The organism is Caballeronia sp. SL2Y3 (assembly GCF_022879575.1).
GTDB lineage: Bacteria > Pseudomonadota > Gammaproteobacteria > Burkholderiales > Burkholderiaceae > Caballeronia.
In genome coordinates this window covers 1,833,875-1,848,957 of record NZ_CP084260.1, presented here as the reverse complement: position 1 = coordinate 1,848,957, position 15,083 = coordinate 1,833,875, and the positions used below count along the sequence as shown (strand labels likewise).

Sequence of the window (15,083 nt, the reverse complement as noted above, 5' to 3'; positions counted from 1 at the left end):
GAGTGATTCCATGAACATGGTCGAAAGTGGTGTCAGCCACCTGAATTCGAAGACTGAAGACAAGCCGGTGGAGCGCGGCCCGGCGCCGGGCAGCGTACGTCCGACGCACGGTTCGCAACCGGCGGATTCCATCAAGCCGAAGATCGAGGTGAACAACCTCAACTTCTTCTACAACAAGTATCACGCGCTGAAGAACATCAACTTGCGCATTCCGGAGAAGAAAGTGACCGCGTTCATCGGTCCTTCGGGATGCGGCAAGTCCACGCTCTTGCGCACGTTCAACAAGATGTACGCGCTCTATCCGGAGCAGCGCGCGGAAGGCGAGATCCTGATGGACGGCGCCAATCTGCTCGACACGACCAAGGACATCTCGCTCTTGCGCGCGCGCGTCGGCATGGTGTTCCAGAAGCCGACGCCGTTCCCGATGTCGATCTACGACAACATCGCGTTCGGCGTGAAGATGTTCGAGCAGCTGTCGCGCTCGGAAATGGACGACCGCGTGGAATGGGCGCTCACGAAGGCTGCGCTCTGGACCGAAGTGAAGGACAAGCTCACGCAAAGCGGCTACGGTCTTTCGGGCGGCCAGCAGCAGCGTCTGTGCATTGCGCGCGGCATCGCCATCCGGCCGGAAGTGCTGCTGCTCGACGAACCGTGCTCGGCGCTCGATCCGATTTCGACCGGCCGCATCGAAGAACTGATCGCGGAGCTGAAGAGCGACTACACGGTCGTGATCGTCACGCACAACATGCAACAGGCCGCGCGCTGCTCGGACTACACTGCCTATATGTACCTCGGTGAATTGATCGAATTTGGCGACACGGAAAAGATCTTCATCAAGCCGGCCCGCAAGGAAACGGAAGACTACATCACGGGCCGCTTTGGCTGATCGGCCGGTCAGCCAACGAACAAAGGACTACAGGAGCAGAACATGTCCGATAAACATCTGTCGAGCCAGTTCGACGCCGATCTGAACGCGGTGTCCTCGAAAGTGCTGGAAATGGGCGGTCTCGTCGAGTCGCAGATCACCGCGGCGATGCAGGCGCTGAACGAATTCGACGTGCAGATCGCCGATCGGGTGATCGCGGCGGAAGCGCGCCTGAATACGATGGAAGTCGAAATCGACGAGGAGTGCAGCAACATCATCGCGCGCCGTCAGCCGGCCGCGCGCGACCTGCGTCTGCTCATGGCGATCTCGAAGACCATCACGAATCTCGAACGCGCCGGCGACGAAGCCGAGAAGATCGCGAAGCGCGTGAAGCGCATCAACGAAGACGGCGCGGGCCGCACGGTGAACATCGCGGAAATCAAGCTCTCGGGCGAGATGGCCGTGTCGATTCTGCGCCGTGCGCTCGATGCGTTCGCGCGTCTCGATACGGTCGCCGCCGCGCAGATCGTGCGCGACGACAAGGCCATCGACGACGAATTCCGCGCCTTCGTACGGAAGCTCGTGACCTACATGATGGAAGACCCGCGCACCATTTCGGCGGGGCTCGATTATCTCTTCATCGCCAAAGCGGTCGAGCGTATCGGCGATCACGCGAAGAACATCGCCGAGTTCATCATCTACATCGTGAAGGGCACGGACGTGCGCCACATCTCGCGCGACCAGCTCGAACGCGAGGCGCTCAGTTAATCCAACGATTCACTTCAAGCAAAAAGGTCAAGAGGTGCCGATGCCCAGCAGTATCCTCGTCGTCGAAGACGAACCCGCGATCTCCGAGCTGATCTCGGTGAATCTGCAACATGCGGGACATTGCCCGATTCGCGCCTATAACGCGGAGCAGGCGCAAAACCTGATCAGCGACGTGCTGCCCGACCTCGTGCTGCTCGACTGGATGCTGCCCGCGAAGTCCGGCATCGCGTTCGCGCGCGAGCTGCGCAACAACGAGCGCACGAAGCACATTCCGATCATCATGCTCACCGCGCGCGGCGACGAGCAGGACAAGGTGCTCGGACTCGAAATCGGCGCGGACGATTACGTGACCAAGCCGTTCTCGCCGAAGGAACTGATGGCGCGCATCAAGGCGGTGCTGCGCCGGCGCGCGCCGCAGTTGACGGAAGACGTCGTCGCGATCAACGGCCTGCGGCTCGATCCGGCGACGCATCGCGTGGCGGCGAATCATTCGGGCAACGACATCAAGCTCGATCTCGGGCCGACGGAGTTCCGCCTGCTGCATTTCTTCATGACGCATCCGGAGCGCGTGCACAGCCGCACGCAGCTGCTCGATCAGGTCTGGGGGGATCACGTGTTCGTCGAGGAGCGCACGGTCGATGTGCACATCAAGCGTCTGCGCGCCGCGCTCAAGCCCGCAGGCTGCGATGCTATGATCGAAACGGTACGCGGCAGCGGCTACCGGCTCGCGAAGGGCGCCTGAGCCCGCGCGCATCTTCGCCTTCATCGATCTCCCGACAACATGAATATCATCTGGACGCGTTCCATCGTGTCCCTCGCGCTCCTCGCGGTGCTCTGCGCCGCGATCGGCGCAATCGCGGGCGTGCGAGTAGCGCTCGCGGTCGCCGTCGTCATGCTCGTCGTGCAGAGCTTCGTGAGCACGTATCACACGCAGCGGCTGTGGCGTCTCCTGGACGCGCCGGTGTACGGCCAGGTGCCGAGCGCGCTCGGCATCTGGGGCGAGATCTATTACCGCCTGCACAAGCTCGCCAAACGCTGGCACGCGCAGGTGCGTCAGGTCGAGCAGCAGCATTCGCGCTTCATCCAGGCGATTCAGGCGTCGCCGAACGGCGTCGCGATGCTGGACGATCACGACCAGATCGAATGGTGCAACGCCATCGCGGAGAAGCACTTCGGGCTGGACGCGAAGCGCGATCTGCGGCAGCACATCACGCATCTCGTGCGTCATCCGGATTTCATCCGCTATCTGAATTCGCACCGCTACGAAGAGATGCTCATCATGCGGGGCATGGGCGCGAACCGGCAGCGCAGTGTCTCGGTGCAGGTGTTTCCGTACGGCGAGAATCGCAAGCTGATCCTCACGCAAGACATTACCGAACTCGAGCGCACCGATTCCATGCGCCGCGATTTCGTCGCGAACGTCTCGCACGAACTGAAGACGCCGCTCACCGTGCTTTCCGGCTTCCTCGAAACGATGCGCGAGTTGCCGCTCGACGAAGCCGACCGCGCGCGTTATCTCGACATGATGAATCAGCAGGCCATGCGCATGCAGAACATCGTGCGCGATCTGCTCGTGCTGGCGAATCTCGAAGGCGATGTCCATCCGCCCGGCGACGAACTGCTCGACATGCGCGCGGTGCTGCGTCATCTGGAAGACGACGCCAACAGTCTTTCGGGCGGACGTCATCGCATCCACTTCCATAACGACGACGCGCTGACCGTGGCCGGCGCGGAGACGGAACTGGTCAGCGCGCTCGGCAATCTCGTGACCAACGCGGTGCGCTACACGCCGGATGGCGGCAGCATCGACGTGTCATGGGAGCGCGTGGAGGATCGCGCGGTCTTTACCGTGCGCGATTCCGGCTTAGGCATTCCGGCGGAGCATATTCCGCGCTTGACAGAGCGCTTTTATCGCGTGGACCGGAGCCGTTCGCGCGATACGGGCGGCACGGGGCTCGGGCTTGCCATCGTGAAGCATGTGCTGCAACGGCATCATGCCGATCTCGACGTGAAAAGCGAAGTGGGGCGGGGCAGCACGTTCATCGTGCGCTTTCCCGCGTCGCGCACGGCATTGCGCAAGTCCGTGGCGGCTTGAATTCGCACGGCGCGTTGCGCGCCGTGTCGTCAGGAATCAGGAACAGAACTTCGCGAGCAGTCCCAACTGTGCATTGCGCAGCGCCTTGCCCGAACGGCGCTTGCGATAGTGCCCGTCGCTTTGCATGACCCAGGCCGACTGATTGTCGCCGAGACACACGGACAGGCCTTCGGCGATCACGCGGCGCTTGAGACGCCGGTCGCGGATCGGGAACGCCACTTCGACGCGGCGAAAGAAGTTGCGATCCATCCAGTCGGCGCTCGACAGATACACGTCTTCCTTGCCGTTCGCATAGAAATAGAAGATGCGGTGATGTTCGAGGAAACGCCCGACGATCGAGCGCACCGTGATGTTCTCCGACAGATCTTCGACGCCCGGCTTCAGCGAACACACACCACGCACGATCAGGTCGATCTTCACGCCCGCATGCGATGCCTCGTAGAGCGCCGCGATCACGGTCGGTTCGAGCAGCGCGTTCATCTTCGCGACGATGCGCGCCCGCCGTCCCGCGCGCGCATGTTCGGCTTCGGCGCGAATCGCTTCGATCAGCTTCGCATGCAGCGTGAACGGCGACTGCCATAGCTGATGCAGCGCAAGCTCGCCGCCGATGCCCGTCAACTGCTGAAAGACGTGATGCACGTCTTCGCACATCTGCTGATCGGCGGTCATGAGGCCGAAGTCGGTATAGAGACGCGCCGTGCGCGGATGATAGTTGCCGGTGCCGAGATGCGCGTAACGCTTGAGCACGGTCTTGCCGCCTTGCGACACGCGGCGCACGATCAGCATCATCTTCGCGTGGCACTTGTGGCCGACCACGCCGTACACGACATGCGCGCCCACCGCTTCGAGCTGCGACGCCCAGTTGATGTTCGTTTCTTCGTCGAAGCGCGCGAGCAGTTCCACCACCACGGTCACTTCCTTGCCGTTGCGCGCGGCCTGCATGAGCGCGTCCATCAGCGGCGAATCGGTGCCCGTGCGGTAGATGGTCTGCTTGATCGCCACCACTTGCGGATCTTTGGCCGCTTGCAACAGCAGTTCCAGGACGGGCTGAAAGCTCTCGTACGGATGATGCAGCAGGATATCGCCCTGATCGATGGCATCGAAGAGATTGGTCGTATTCGCAATCGACTTCGGCACCGACGGAATGTGCGGCACGAACTTGAGGTCCGGCCGGTCCACCATTTCGGGCAACTGCATGAGCCGCACGAGATTGACCGGTCCGTTCACGCGATAGCAGTCGCGCGGATTGAGCTGGCTTTCGTCGAGCAGACGGCGAATGAGATGCGGCGGCGTTTCCGCGGATACTTCGAGCCGCACCGCGTTGCCCAGATGCCGCGCGGGCAGTTCGCCCTGCAACGCGACGCGCAGATTCGTGATTTCGTCTTCGTCGACGAAAAGCTCGCTATTGCGCGTGATGCGAAACTGATTGCAGTTGCGCACCGTCAGATGCGGAAAGAGTTCGCTCACGAAGTGCTGCATGAAAGAACTCAGCAGCACGAAACCATGCGGATAACCCGAGAGCGCTTCCGGCATGCGCACGAGGCGCGGCAACGCGCGCGGCGCCTGCACGATGCCCATCATCGCCTGACGGCCGAACGCGTCGGTGCCTTCGAGTTCGACGACGAAGTTCAGGCTCTTGTTCAGCACGCGCGGAAAAGGGTGCGCGGGATCGAGCCCGATCGGCGTCAGCACCGGCAGCAGTTCGTTCTGGAAGTATTCGCGCGCCCACGCGGTCTGCTGTTCGCTCCAGGTCTCCGCGCCGTGAAAATAAATTCCTTCCATTTCGAGCGCGGGCAATACTGTCTCGTGCAGCATCGCGTATTGTTGATGCACGAGGCGTTGCGCGCGTTCAGAGACGAGATCGTAGACGTGTTGCAGCGACATGCCGTCCGGCGAGAGCGTGCCGGGGTTGTCGCGCATCTGCTCCTGAAGACCGGCCATGCGGACTTCGAAAAATTCGTCGAGATTGCTGCTCGTAATGCAGATAAAGCGCAGACGTTCGAGCAGCGGCACCGATGTGTCGGCGGCTTGCGCCAGTACCCGCTCGTTGAAACCCAGGATGCCTAGTTCACGGTTGAAGAGCGGATAACGTATGGACATCGGCTGGGCGTAAGGTGTCTCGATCGGAAGGGCAGAAAAGCGTTCGGATGATCTCACACTAGGATGTCTTTATTGTGACAGAACGATTTTCACAAATTCTACTCACATTGCGGATAGCGTCGCTAGCGGGCGCGCGCGTTCGCGCTTCTAGTTTGGTTTCCGATGTTCGCGCCGGCATGAAATAGAATTCGTGTCTCTCTCGGCAGCGTGTCGCTGACACGCGGTTGCGCTTTCTCACCTCACCGTTTCCCGGATATCCGATGGTCACTCATCCTCATCTTCTCGCCGCCGTCGACCTCGGATCGAACAGTTTCCGGCTGATCGTCGGCCGGGTCGAGGAAACGCCCGCGGGCAGCCAGATCTACCAGGTCGATGCGTTGCGCGAGCCGGTGCGTCTCGCCGCCGGTCTTTCGAAGGACAAGATGCTCGATCGCGCGTCGCAGTTGCGCGGCTGGGATGCGCTCAAGCGTTTCGGCGAGCGTCTGCGCGACTTCCACCCGGATCAGGTGCGCGCGGTCGCCACCAACACGCTGCGCGTCGCAAAAAACGCGCACGACTTCCTGATCGAAGCCGAAATAGCGTTGGGGTTTCCGATCGAAGTGATCGCGGGCCGCGAGGAAGCGCGCCTCATTTACGCGGGCGCGGCGCATTCGGTGCCGGCGAGCGCGGGCAAGCGGCTCGTCGTGGATATCGGCGGCGGATCGACGGAGTTCATCATCGGCGCGCATTACACGCCGATCCACATGGAAAGCCTGTACATCGGCTGCGTGAGCCACAGCCGCCAGTTCTTCCCGGCCGGCAACGTCGACGAATACACGATGCGTCAGGCCGAACTCGCCGCCAAGCGCGAGATTCAGATCATCTCGCGCGAATACAAGCAGACCGGCTGGGATCAGGCGATCGGCTCGTCGGGCACGGCGCGGGCGCTCGCCGAACTGGTCGAGGCGAACGGCTTCAACGATCCCGAGTACACGCACGGCATCTCGCGCGGCGGGCTGGAACGGCTGAAGCGCGCGCTCATCAAGGCGGAGAACGTGAACCGGCTGAAGCTCGTCGCGCTGAAGCCGGACCGCATTCCGGTGCTCGCGGGCGGCCTGTCCATCATGCTCGGCGTGTTCGAGGAACTGGGGATCGAATACGTCGATACGACCGACGCCGCGCTGCGTCTCGGCGTGCTGTACGACCTGCTCGGCCGCTCGCAGCATCAGGACATGCGCACGGTGACGGTCGAAGGCTTCAAGCGCCGTTACGGCGTCGATGCCGCGCAGGCGGAGCGCATCGGCAATCTGGCCATCAGCTTCTACGATCAGCTCGGCGAGCCGGACGGCGAGCGCAGCGCGGAGAACCGCATGTTTCTCGCGTGGGCGGCGTCGCTGCACGAGATCGGCTTGTCGATCGCGCACAGCGCGTACCACAAGCATTCGGCGTATATCGCGAGCAATGCCGACATGCCCGGCTTCTCGCGCACGGATCAGGCGCGGCTCGCGGCGCTCGTGCTCGGTCACGCGGGCAAGCTCGGCAAGCTCGCGCAGGCGCGCGGCGTCGACTGGACGCTGCTGTTCTGCCTGCGACTCGCCGCGCTTCTGTCGCGCCGCCGCACGGACGTCGGGCTGCCCGGCATCGAGGTGAAAGCCGCGGGCGGCGGCTTCGAAGTGCGTTTGCCGAGCGAGTGGGTCACGAACAATCCGCTGACCGACTACAGCCTCGCGCAGGAAGCGATGGAATGGGAAAAGATTGGGCGGCCGTATCGCGTGATCTACACGGATTGAGCATCCTCCCGACGCTTAACGTCCCGCGTCGCCCATGAAGTGCCGCGCGTAACGCGCGTTGATGTCGGAGAGGCGGAAGAGCGTCAGAAAATCCGCCGTGTTGAAGTCCGGGTCCCACGCGGGCGCGCCGCAAATCTTCGCGCCGAGGCGCAGATAGCCTTTGACGAGCGGCGGCGGGCTCACCGCGACGCCCGTGCGCAATTCCTCGACCGGCAGCGGCGTATGCGCGAACGCGCGGTACTCATGCGCGGTGAGCGCGTCCGTGGGCAGCGAAGCGTACAGATTCGCCGCGTAGTGACCGCCATCGTTCATGCCGACGCTCGCGCAGCCGAGCATCGTCTCATAGCCGTTCTGCATCATGTACGTGGCGAGCCCGCCCCACAGCGACATGATGACCGCGCCGTTGCGATAGTCCGGATGCACGCACGAGCGGCCCACTTCGACGAGCTTCGGCCGCAGATGCGTGAGACGCGACACGTCGAATTCGCTTTCCGCATAGAGACGGCCGATGCGCGCCGCCTGATGCGGCGGCAACGCGCGATAGGTGCCGACCACTTTCAGCGTATCGAGATCGCGCACGAGCAGGTGATCGCAATAGGCGTCGAACGCGTCGACGTCGAGCCCGGCGGGGCCCGACAGACGCGCGCCCATTTCCTCGGCGAACACGCGGTAGCGCAGACGCTGGGCTTCACGCAGCGCGTCGTCGGAGCGCGCCCACGCCACCTGCAAGCGGTGCTGACCGGCGACGGTCTCGGCCGTGCGCGGAAGGTGGCGGCGCGAATCGAGCGAGAGCGATGACGCTCCGAAGGGCAGGAAAGGCGTCGGCAGATCGTGCATTGGCATTCCTCGGCGGAAAGGTGACTAACTTTCCGCCAATGTAGGGATGCCGGGTGACGCTCGCATGGCGTGGCAGTGACGTTTCGATGAAACGACATATGCCTCGACGCCCCGCGAATTAGACGCTCAAAGCAAGTCCGGACACATCACCGCGCGCACCACGACTTGCCCGTCGCCGCCGCGCGAGCGGCCCTGAAACCACCACACGCCGCTTTTCTTGATGGACCAATCCGCTTCGTGTCCGGTCAGAAGGCGTGCGGCCACGCGCCCGAGCGTCGGTTGATGCCCGATCACGACGACCGTTTCGCTCACGCCATCGGGCCAGCCGGCGGCGTCGAGCACGTGCTGCGCGGTCTTGCCGGGCGCGAGATCGTCCACCACGCGATAGCGGTCGCCGAACGCTTCGGCGGTCTGGATCGTGCGCGTGGCGGGACTCGCGAGGAACAGGGCGTCGTCGTCGATGCGCGCCCTCAGCCACTTCGCGATGCCTTGCGCCTGCTTGCGTCCCCGCGAGGTGAGCTGACGCGCCAGGTCGCTCGACGCCTGGTCTTCGGCTTCGGCGTGACGCCAGAGAATGAGGTTCATCGATCGTCTCCAGAATGAATGGCTTTTGCCAATGGCTTAGAACGTTGCGTGCCCGCTCGTCGCGTCGCCGCGCCGACGCATTTGCGGATATGGGGCATCGACGCTACAATACGCGGCTCGTCGGAGCGTAGCGCAGCCTGGTAGCGCATCTGATTTGGGATCAGAGGGTCGAAGGTTCGAATCCTTTCGCTCCGACCACGATACAACGAAGGGGTTACAAGTCTCGGCTTGTAACCCCTTCGTCTTTTCCAGGAAACCTCATGCCGCGTATCGCTTTGTGGTTCGCATGCTCCGCCGTCTTCGCGCTCGCGCTGTCCGCGTGCGCCGATTCCTCCAGCCAGAAGCATCCTCCGCAAGATCCGCCCGACTATCACGGCGTGCCGACCGACACGCGTCCGCCGTCGATGTTGATCGCGCCGGCGCAGCCGCAGCCGAAGTAAGAAGGACCGCGAATCGGTCATAACGACTGAGCGACCGGCTCTAACGCGGATCGAAGCGAAATTCTTGCAGCACGGTTATGATGGGGCAACTCGTCGCAACTGGGTTTCGCCATGGATCTGTTGTGGGTTTTCGCTGCCGTCGCGCCTGTCGCGCTCGCTGGGCTTTTCGGGTTCGCCGCCCACATCGACCCGGCGTCAGGCCGCTGGCGCACGCGAAGGAGTACGCGAAAAGACACGCCTTCGGACGCGTGAGTGCGCAAGCCTTACTGCTTGCAGCGGATCACCATCGAACGATTCTTGATGTTCGCGCCGAAGATGCCCGCCACCGAACCGCCGGAAGTCGCGCCGTTGTCGGCGTCCTTCGAAATCACGTCGTAGCCGTACGCGCCGCACACTTCGCCCGCTTGTTTGTAGCACGCCGCCCAGCTCGTGCTCGCGTCGCTGCCGCTGCAATTGATGGCAAAACCCGTGTCGCCCGAGGGCAGGTACGTCATCGTGGCGGTGTGCGCGCAGCCGGCCAGCGCGCCGCTCAAGGCCGCCGCCGCGAACAGCGCGCCCGCGGTCATCGTGTTTGCGAATCTCATTCTCTTCCTCGTAACGGCCGCGCGCCTCTTAGCGCGGCGGCAAATAGCGCGACGGGTCCGTCGAGCGGCCCATGTAGCGCACCTCGAAGTGCAGCATCGTGCGATCGCTGTCCGTGTCGCCCATTTCGGCGATCCGCTGTCCCTGCTGCACCGTCTGGCCTTCCTTCACCAGCAGCGTGCGATTGTGGGCGTAGGCGGTCAGATAGTCGTCGTTATGCTTGACGATCAGCATGTTGCCGTAGCCGCGCAGGCCGTTGCCGGCATAGACGACGCTGCCGGTCGCCGCCGCCACGACCGGCGTGCCTGCCGAGTTCGCGATGTCGATGCCTTTCGAATTCTTGCCGTCGAAGCCGCGAATAACGGTGCCTTGCGCGGGCCACACCAGTGAGACGCCCGGTCCGGGCTTCGCCGGTGCATCGGCCTTTGCTTCGCTTCTTGCGTCGCTCTTTGCGGTCGTGGCGGCGCCCGCCGATGGCGCGCCGGACGCGCTTGCGCTGCCCGCAGGCGGCTCGACGCGCAGCACCTGGCCGACTTCGATGGCGTCCGGATTCGTGAGCGCGTTCCAGCGCGCGATGTTCCTGGTCGACGTGCGGTTCTCCCGCGCGATCTTCGAGAGCGTGTCGCCGCGCTGCACCCGATAGTATCCCGGCGCGACCGGGGCCGATCCGCACGCGGCGAGCGCGGCGACCAAGGATGCCACGACCGATGCTCGGACGACCTGTCCAATTCTTTTCTGCAAAACCTGACCTCGTAGAGCGCCGCCGCGCGTCGGGCGGCGGCGGATAGGAAGGCAGGATTTTACCGTCCCGCATTTGCGCGCACAGAAAGGCGCGTGCGTGCCGGCGCGCGCGGGCTTTAGGGCGCTGACGTGACCACGAGCCGAAGCGACGCCGTCTCGGTCTTGCCCGGCGCGAGCCAGCGCAGGCCGCGGCCGTTGTGGATGGCGTCGGGCAGGCCGATCCACGGCTCGACGCAATAGAAGTCCGACGTATCCGATTCGGTCCACGTCGTGACGGCGTACCACGGCACCGAATCCGGCTGTTGCAGCTCGAAGCTCACGGTGCGGTTCGGCAAGACGAGCCGCACGGGTTCATCGGAAGGCCCGGTCAGGCAGTGAAAGCAATCGACGATACTCGCATCCGCCAGCGAATAGCGCGGCGCGCCGGTTTCGGCATCGGTAATCGAACCGTCCGGCAACTGACGCCGCCGCTCCGTGCGCGGCAGCTCGACGCTGCTTTGCGCGCGCTGATCGTGCGGCAGATGAAAGTAGAAGTGGTGCCCCGCGTAGTAAGGCAGCGCGACTTCGCCCGGATTCGATGTCGTGAGTTCGACCTCCAGCGTCACGGCATCGATGAGACGGTAGGCCGCCTCGAAGCGGAATGCGAACGGGTAGCCCTCGCGCGTGGCATCGCTGTCGACCAGCGTCATCCGCACGCCGTGGCCGTCGGCATCGCGCGTGGAGGAGAAGGGCAGATTGCGCGCGAAGCCGTGCGTCGGCAGCGCATGCACGGCGCCGTCGGGATCGCGCCACTTGCCGATCTCGCCATCGACGAAATGCCGCCCGAGAAACGGGAACAGCAGCGGATTGCCGCCGCGGATCTTCGCGGCATTGGACCAGGCGGCTTCATCGAGCGAATCCGGCCAGTGGATGACCGACTCGCCGCCGACGCGCCAGGTCATGAGCCGGCCGCCCGCATGCGGCGCGAGCCGGATGACCGCGCCGTCGCGCTCGATTTCGATGACGTCTTTCTCGGATGACATGGTGGCAACGCACTCCGTTCAATGGCCGACTGGTTTAAGGATTCGTCGATTCTGCCTTGGATTGTTCTACGCATAAACCCTCTGCGGGAAACCGCGACTGCCCGGCGTCATCGCGATGTGTTGTTATATGTACCTAATGTGAGGAACCAGACGGACAGGAGTCGACATGGATCTGGCGATGGCAATGGGCGTCGCGATGTTTAGCCTCTTCGGCGGGAGCACGGCGCTCTTTCTTTATAAACTCAAAGGCTGAAACCCTAATAAACGGTCACGCGTTTCTTTCGGTTTTATTCGTCTCTGCTTACCGTTTTATTCTGATTCGCCGACGTTCTCCTGTCGGTGTCCATTTGTGTGCGCAAGCCGCTTGGCGCTGGGTTTTCCCCTAGGCATAATCGGTCCCGGCTTGCGCGCCGCACCATTTTTTCCCCATCTATCTTCGCTTCGCGTCATACGGCGCGGCGAGCGATTTCGCGGCGCGTCCTTCACTCCTCCACGACAAGGACCGACGCGTGACTCTCTGGTTTCTCGTATTTCTCAGCGTGCTTCAGGGCGTAACCGAACTCTTTCCGGTGAGCAGCCTCGGCCATACATTGCTGGTTCCCGGTCTTATCGGCATGCATATCGACAAGCACGCGCCGCAGTTGCTGCCGTTTCTCGTGGCGCTGCACCTCGGCACGGCGCTCGCGCTGCTCTGGTATTTCCGCAAGCGCTGGATTGCGCTGATCGGCGGCTGGTTCGCCTCCTTCGGCGGACGCCGCAACGATGACGCGCATATGATGTGGGCGCTCATCATCGGCACGATTCCGACGGGCATCGTCGGTCTGTTGCTGGAAAAGCGGCTGGAGGCGATTTTTCATGATCTGCGGATCGTCGCGGCGGCGCTGATCGTCAACGGCGTGTTGCTGTGGCTCGGCGATCGCCTGCAGAGAAGCCGCGCCGCGCGCGCGCCGGAGAAGCTCACGTTCAAGCAGGCGTTTCTCGTCGGCCTGGCGCAGATCGGCGCGCTGATTCCCGGCTTCTCGCGCAGCGGTCTGACGATGATCGCGGGCGTCAGCGCGGGTCTCACGGCCGAAGCGGCGGCGGAATTCTCTTTCCTGCTCGGCACGCCGATCATCTTCGCGGCGGGCGTGCTCGAGTTGCCGAAGCTCTTTCACGCGCCGGGCCAACTGTTCGACGCCATCCTCGGCGGCGTGCTGACGGGCATCGCCGCTTATCTGAGCGTGCGGTTCCTGATGCGCTATTTCGAAGGCCACGGCAAGCTCGCGTCGTTCGGCGTGTATTGCGTGATCGCGGGCATCTTCTTCCTGGGCTGGTTCATGATGCACCCCCAGCCGGTTTGATGCGCGTGTCCGCGCGGCATGTCGGATGAGGTAAAATCCCGGGTCTCCCCGCTGCGCGACTTCTTCGTGCAGCCGTCACCCGCCCTTAGCTCAGTTGGATAGAGCAACGGCCTTCTAAGCCGTAGGTCACACGTTCGAATCGTGTAGGGCGGGCCAGAGGAATATCGAAGGGCCACGCTTAGCGTGGCCCTTTGTCGTTTAGGTTCGCCGGTTTCGTGTCTGCTTCGTTTAATTAGACATCCTATTGAACGGATAAAGCTCAGATCATTCGCTCATCAAACTGGCCCGCTTCCTGCCCGTAGTCCGCACGCGCGGCGCCTCACGACAAACGCCTTCGAACGTCCGGAGCGCCGCTCGCTTGCGGTGCGCGCCTGCATCATCGCGGCGCGCGATGCACCGAATGAATCCGCGAAAGAGGGCGCATGAACAAACGAGCCTACGAATCGAGTACGGCGCAATGCGCGCTGTGGAACCGCAGGCAACTGCGCGTCGAACGCGATGCGCGGCGCGTGCTCGTCGCATCGACGGAGCGCGCGCTCGGCGAGTCGCTCGTCAAGCTGTTCGATCTCAAAGGCTTTCCCGCGCGATTCGTCGCCGACGTGTCTTCGCTCAGGCAAGGCGTCAGCGAATGGCATCCGCACGTGCTGTTCATCGATACGCGCATCGGCGGATGCGCGCACTACGCGCTCGTCCGCGAACTGCGGACCCATCCGGACGATGCGACGCGTCTCGTCGTCGCCATGAGCGGCTTTCTGCCTGAAGAGCCGCTCGCCGCGCTGAAAGAAGCGGGCTACGACGGTCATTGTCGCCGCCCGTGTCCGGTGTGGCAGATGACCGATATCCTCGACGAGTACTTCGCCTGTCACCTCGTGCGCTAACGGACATCCTTGTGTAACGAAGCGCGAGCTCGAAAGCGAGCCGAGATCGGTCAGAAAACCGACTGCCGCCCATGCTATTCTCGCTGCACGCCGGCTGGCGAGCGACAAGGTCGACGCGCCGGCGCCGCACGACTTCGCAACGAGGAGAATCTTCATGCCGATCCATCATCGAGCGCCCGCTCGCGCCTGCATCCGCACGACCGTGGCCGTCGCGTTCGCCGTCGCGTTCGCCGTCGCGAGCGCAGGCGCTTTCGCGGCCAACCTGGGCTTTCTGAATAACACGCCGATCACGTACATGAAGCAGCGCGATCTACAGGCGCTCAACAAGGCCGCGCAAACCGCGCTCGATACCGAGAAGGACGGCGAATCGCTCGACTGGAGCAACGCAGGCACCGGCAATACCGTGCCGATCGACGGCACCGTGACGCCGCAGAATACGTTCGATTCCGACGGGCTCAAGTGCCGCAAGATCACGCTGGTCGCCAACGCGAAAGGGCAGACGCAGACGTGGGCCCCGACCGCCTGCAAACAAGCCGACGGCAAATGGAAGCTGAAAAAACAATGAGCATGAGCGGAGCGAACGCGCGATGACCGGCCGCACCGTATCGTGCGGCGTCGTCATTCTGAACGCACAGGGCGACGTCCTGCTGTGCCATGCGACCGAAACCGCGCATTGGGACGTGCCCAAGGGTCAGGCCGATCCGGACGAGAACCCGCGCGATGCGGCGTTGCGCGAGCTCGTCGAAGAGACGGGCATCGTGCTGTCGGCCGAGCGCCTGGCGCATCTGAAAGATCTGGGCCGCTTCGTCTATCGACGCGACAAGGACCTGCACCTTTTCGCGGTGCGCGTCGCGGACGACGAAGTGGACCTGGCCAAGTGCGTGTGCGAGTCGTACTTCCCGCGCTATAGCGACGGCACCATGATTCCGGAGATGGACGCCTACCGCTGGGTCAGTCCCGCGGAAGTCGACCGCTTTGCGAGCCGCAGTCTCGCGCGGCTCTTTCAGACGACGCTTTCCCTCGCGGAACTGCACGAAACGCTCGACTGAACCCTACTCGCG

General features: G+C 63.4%; 16 protein-coding genes and 2 tRNA genes. 12 read left to right on the top strand and 6 right to left on the bottom strand.

All coding sequences use genetic code 11. The features are described from left to right. The first annotated feature begins 10 nt into the window (after nt 1-10). Genes pstB through phoR form a run of 4 tightly spaced genes read left to right on the top strand, consistent with a single transcriptional unit; the run spans nt 11 to nt 3,728 of the window. Nucleotides 11-886, top strand: coding sequence for a phosphate ABC transporter ATP-binding protein PstB (pstB, locus tag LDZ26_RS08720; protein WP_244846880.1), 876 nt, complete (start codon nt 11-13; stop codon nt 884-886). A gap of 42 nt (nt 887-928) precedes the next feature. After that, nucleotides 929-1,633, top strand: a complete 705-nt coding sequence (phoU, locus tag LDZ26_RS08715) for a phosphate signaling complex protein PhoU (protein WP_244846879.1) — start codon at nt 929-931, stop codon at nt 1,631-1,633. A 40-nt stretch (nt 1,634-1,673) separates the two neighbouring features. Further along, nucleotides 1,674-2,375 carry a phosphate regulon transcriptional regulator PhoB gene (gene phoB / locus LDZ26_RS08710; protein WP_159836615.1) on the top strand — a complete coding sequence of 234 codons (702 nt, stop codon included), beginning with the start codon at nt 1,674-1,676 and terminating at the stop codon, nt 2,373-2,375. A gap of 39 nt (nt 2,376-2,414) precedes the next feature. Continuing rightward, nucleotides 2,415-3,728 (top strand): phosphate regulon sensor histidine kinase PhoR, encoded by a 1,314-nt coding sequence (gene phoR, locus LDZ26_RS08705; protein WP_244846878.1) that lies wholly within the window; start codon nt 2,415-2,417, stop codon nt 3,726-3,728. 36 nt (nt 3,729-3,764) lie between these two features. Here the strand turns inward: phoR and ppk1 are convergent, their stop codons facing one another. Then, on the bottom strand, nt 3,765-5,828 hold the full coding sequence (gene ppk1 / locus LDZ26_RS08700) for a polyphosphate kinase 1 (RefSeq protein ID WP_244846877.1): 2,064 nt from the start codon (nt 5,826-5,828) through the stop codon (nt 3,765-3,767). A gap of 260 nt (nt 5,829-6,088) precedes the next feature. Here ppk1 and ppx point away from each other — a divergent pair, with 260 nt between their 5' ends. Next, entirely contained in the window at nt 6,089-7,597 is a 1,509-nt protein-coding gene (gene ppx, locus LDZ26_RS08695) for an exopolyphosphatase (protein ID WP_206466690.1), read from the top strand. Between the two features lie 15 nt (nt 7,598-7,612). Here the strand turns inward: ppx and LDZ26_RS08690 are convergent, their stop codons facing one another. Together LDZ26_RS08690 and LDZ26_RS08685 are read right to left on the bottom strand one after the other, a co-directional pair. Then, entirely contained in the window at nt 7,613-8,434 is an 822-nt protein-coding gene (locus LDZ26_RS08690) for a GNAT family N-acetyltransferase (protein ID WP_244846876.1), read from the bottom strand. Nucleotides 8,435-8,560: 126 nt separating this feature from the next. Continuing rightward, nucleotides 8,561-9,019 (bottom strand): histidine phosphatase family protein, encoded by a 459-nt coding sequence (locus LDZ26_RS08685; RefSeq protein WP_244846875.1) that lies wholly within the window; start codon nt 9,017-9,019, stop codon nt 8,561-8,563. A gap of 121 nt (nt 9,020-9,140) precedes the next feature. Here LDZ26_RS08685 and LDZ26_RS08680 point away from each other — a divergent pair. Both LDZ26_RS08680 and LDZ26_RS08675 read left to right on the top strand, forming a co-directional pair. Further along, nucleotides 9,141-9,217, top strand: a tRNA-Pro gene (locus LDZ26_RS08680). 62 nt (nt 9,218-9,279) lie between these two features. Then, entirely contained in the window at nt 9,280-9,459 is a 180-nt protein-coding gene (locus tag LDZ26_RS08675) for a hypothetical protein (RefSeq protein WP_244846874.1), read from the top strand. 263 nt (nt 9,460-9,722) lie between these two features. On the opposite strand, the gene LDZ26_RS08670 is transcribed toward LDZ26_RS08675, so the two are convergent. From LDZ26_RS08670 to LDZ26_RS08660, 3 genes are all read right to left on the bottom strand, one after another. After that, nucleotides 9,723-10,043 carry a hypothetical protein gene (locus LDZ26_RS08670; protein WP_370650542.1) on the bottom strand — a complete coding sequence of 107 codons (321 nt, stop codon included), beginning with the start codon at nt 10,041-10,043 and terminating at the stop codon, nt 9,723-9,725. Nucleotides 10,044-10,071: 28 nt separating this feature from the next. Beyond that, nucleotides 10,072-10,734 carry a peptidoglycan DD-metalloendopeptidase family protein gene (locus tag LDZ26_RS08665; RefSeq protein ID WP_370650672.1) on the bottom strand — a complete coding sequence of 221 codons (663 nt, stop codon included), beginning with the start codon at nt 10,732-10,734 and terminating at the stop codon, nt 10,072-10,074. 164 nt (nt 10,735-10,898) lie between these two features. Then, entirely contained in the window at nt 10,899-11,804 is a 906-nt protein-coding gene (locus LDZ26_RS08660; RefSeq protein ID WP_244846873.1) for an aldose epimerase, read from the bottom strand. Nucleotides 11,805-12,313: 509 nt separating this feature from the next. Here LDZ26_RS08660 and LDZ26_RS08655 point away from each other — a divergent pair. From LDZ26_RS08655 to LDZ26_RS08635, 5 genes are all read left to right on the top strand, one after another. Further along, the gene (locus tag LDZ26_RS08655) at nt 12,314-13,144 is read left to right on the top strand and encodes an undecaprenyl-diphosphate phosphatase (RefSeq protein WP_244846872.1); all 831 of its coding nucleotides are present in this window, start codon (nt 12,314-12,316) and stop codon (nt 13,142-13,144) included. A gap of 79 nt (nt 13,145-13,223) precedes the next feature. Beyond that, nucleotides 13,224-13,300: transfer RNA gene (locus tag LDZ26_RS08650), tRNA-Arg, on the top strand. Between the two features lie 266 nt (nt 13,301-13,566). Further along, on the top strand, nt 13,567-14,022 hold the full coding sequence (locus tag LDZ26_RS08645) for a hypothetical protein (RefSeq protein WP_244846871.1): 456 nt from the start codon (nt 13,567-13,569) through the stop codon (nt 14,020-14,022). Nucleotides 14,023-14,176: 154 nt separating this feature from the next. Further along, nucleotides 14,177-14,587, top strand: coding sequence for an RT0821/Lpp0805 family surface protein (locus LDZ26_RS08640; protein ID WP_244846870.1), 411 nt, complete (start codon nt 14,177-14,179; stop codon nt 14,585-14,587). 22 nt (nt 14,588-14,609) lie between these two features. Continuing rightward, a complete protein-coding gene (locus LDZ26_RS08635) occupies nt 14,610-15,071 on the top strand; it encodes an NUDIX hydrolase (RefSeq protein ID WP_244846869.1) in 462 nt (153 codons plus the stop codon). The last annotated feature ends 12 nt before the right edge of the window (nt 15,072-15,083 follow it).

Excerpts from the sequence above, each read along its gene's own strand:
- pstB (WP_244846880.1), top strand. The coding sequence starts at position 11 with ATGAACATGGTCGAAAGTGGTGTCAGCCACCTGAATTCGAAGACTGAA.
- phoU (WP_244846879.1), top strand. The coding sequence starts at position 929 with ATGTCCGATAAACATCTGTCGAGCCAGTTCGACGCCGATCTGAACGCG.
- phoB (WP_159836615.1), top strand. The coding sequence starts at position 1,674 with ATGCCCAGCAGTATCCTCGTCGTCGAAGACGAACCCGCGATCTCCGAG.
- phoR (WP_244846878.1), top strand. The coding sequence starts at position 2,415 with ATGAATATCATCTGGACGCGTTCCATCGTGTCCCTCGCGCTCCTCGCG.
- ppk1 (WP_244846877.1), bottom strand. The coding sequence starts at position 5,828 with ATGTCCATACGTTATCCGCTCTTCAACCGTGAACTAGGCATCCTGGGT.
- ppx (WP_206466690.1), top strand. The coding sequence starts at position 6,089 with ATGGTCACTCATCCTCATCTTCTCGCCGCCGTCGACCTCGGATCGAAC.
- LDZ26_RS08690 (WP_244846876.1), bottom strand. The coding sequence starts at position 8,434 with ATGCACGATCTGCCGACGCCTTTCCTGCCCTTCGGAGCGTCATCGCTC.
- LDZ26_RS08685 (WP_244846875.1), bottom strand. The coding sequence starts at position 9,019 with ATGAACCTCATTCTCTGGCGTCACGCCGAAGCCGAAGACCAGGCGTCG.
- LDZ26_RS08675 (WP_244846874.1), top strand. The coding sequence starts at position 9,280 with ATGCCGCGTATCGCTTTGTGGTTCGCATGCTCCGCCGTCTTCGCGCTC.
- LDZ26_RS08670 (WP_370650542.1), bottom strand. The coding sequence starts at position 10,043 with ATGAGATTCGCAAACACGATGACCGCGGGCGCGCTGTTCGCGGCGGCG.
- LDZ26_RS08660 (WP_244846873.1), bottom strand. The coding sequence starts at position 11,804 with ATGTCATCCGAGAAAGACGTCATCGAAATCGAGCGCGACGGCGCGGTC.
- LDZ26_RS08645 (WP_244846871.1), top strand. The coding sequence starts at position 13,567 with ATGAACAAACGAGCCTACGAATCGAGTACGGCGCAATGCGCGCTGTGG.
- LDZ26_RS08640 (WP_244846870.1), top strand. The coding sequence starts at position 14,177 with ATGCCGATCCATCATCGAGCGCCCGCTCGCGCCTGCATCCGCACGACC.
- LDZ26_RS08635 (WP_244846869.1), top strand. The coding sequence starts at position 14,610 with ATGACCGGCCGCACCGTATCGTGCGGCGTCGTCATTCTGAACGCACAG.